1 protein-coding gene is annotated in these 712 nt (G+C 37.6%); it reads left to right on the top strand.

What is annotated here, in order from left to right:
- Window positions 1-118 precede the first annotated feature (118 nt).
- A partial coding sequence (locus HC175_RS15870) for a TolB family protein (protein ID WP_369074335.1) occupies window positions 119-712 on the top strand: 594 nt, incomplete at its 3' end.

Here is a 712-nt window from a genome sequence, read left to right as displayed (position 1 = left end):
AAAGCTGTAACTAATTAGAGATTGGTCTTTTATTGGCAGCCTGTGAAAATTATTAGTAAATTTAATACAGGCAGCACCCCTCACTCCTTCCCTTTATAACTGACTAAAACTTTAATTTATGAAACCATTCCTTTATTTATTACTGTTCCTGTGCTTCCCTTTATGGGCGCAACAGGACACTGCTTCGATTGAGAAATACACCATTGAGGAATTCTATGAGAACACCCGTGTTGGAGGTGGTGTTTTTTCTGAAGATGAAAAGAAATTGCTCATGGATAGCGATGAATCTGGTATTTTCAACTTGTATGAAATTCAATTGGCTGACGGTTCAAAGAAACAAATTACCAATTCAACAACAGATTCTTTTTTTGCTATTGATTACGTTCCCGGTTCCGGAGAAATTCTCTATTCTGCAGACAAAGGAGGAAATGAGATCAGTCACATTTATCTGCTGGGAAAAGATGGCAAATCAAAAGACCTCACCCCCGGAGAAAATGAAAAAGCCATGTTTGGAAGCTGGAGTGATGACAAGAAGTCGATGATATATCTTTCTAAGGTAAGAGATCCTCAGTTCTTCGATGTTTACAAAATGGACATTGGGAAATGGGAGCCTCAAATGATCTACCGTAATGACAAAGGTTTCCAATTAGAAGGAATTTCACATGATGAAAACCTGCTTATGCTTTCTCAACCTATTACTACGAGTGAAAAT

This window comes from Salinimicrobium oceani, from assembly GCF_012037645.1.
Note: the sequence above shows the minus strand (reverse complement) of the source record. Positions and strands in the feature narration are given on the sequence as shown.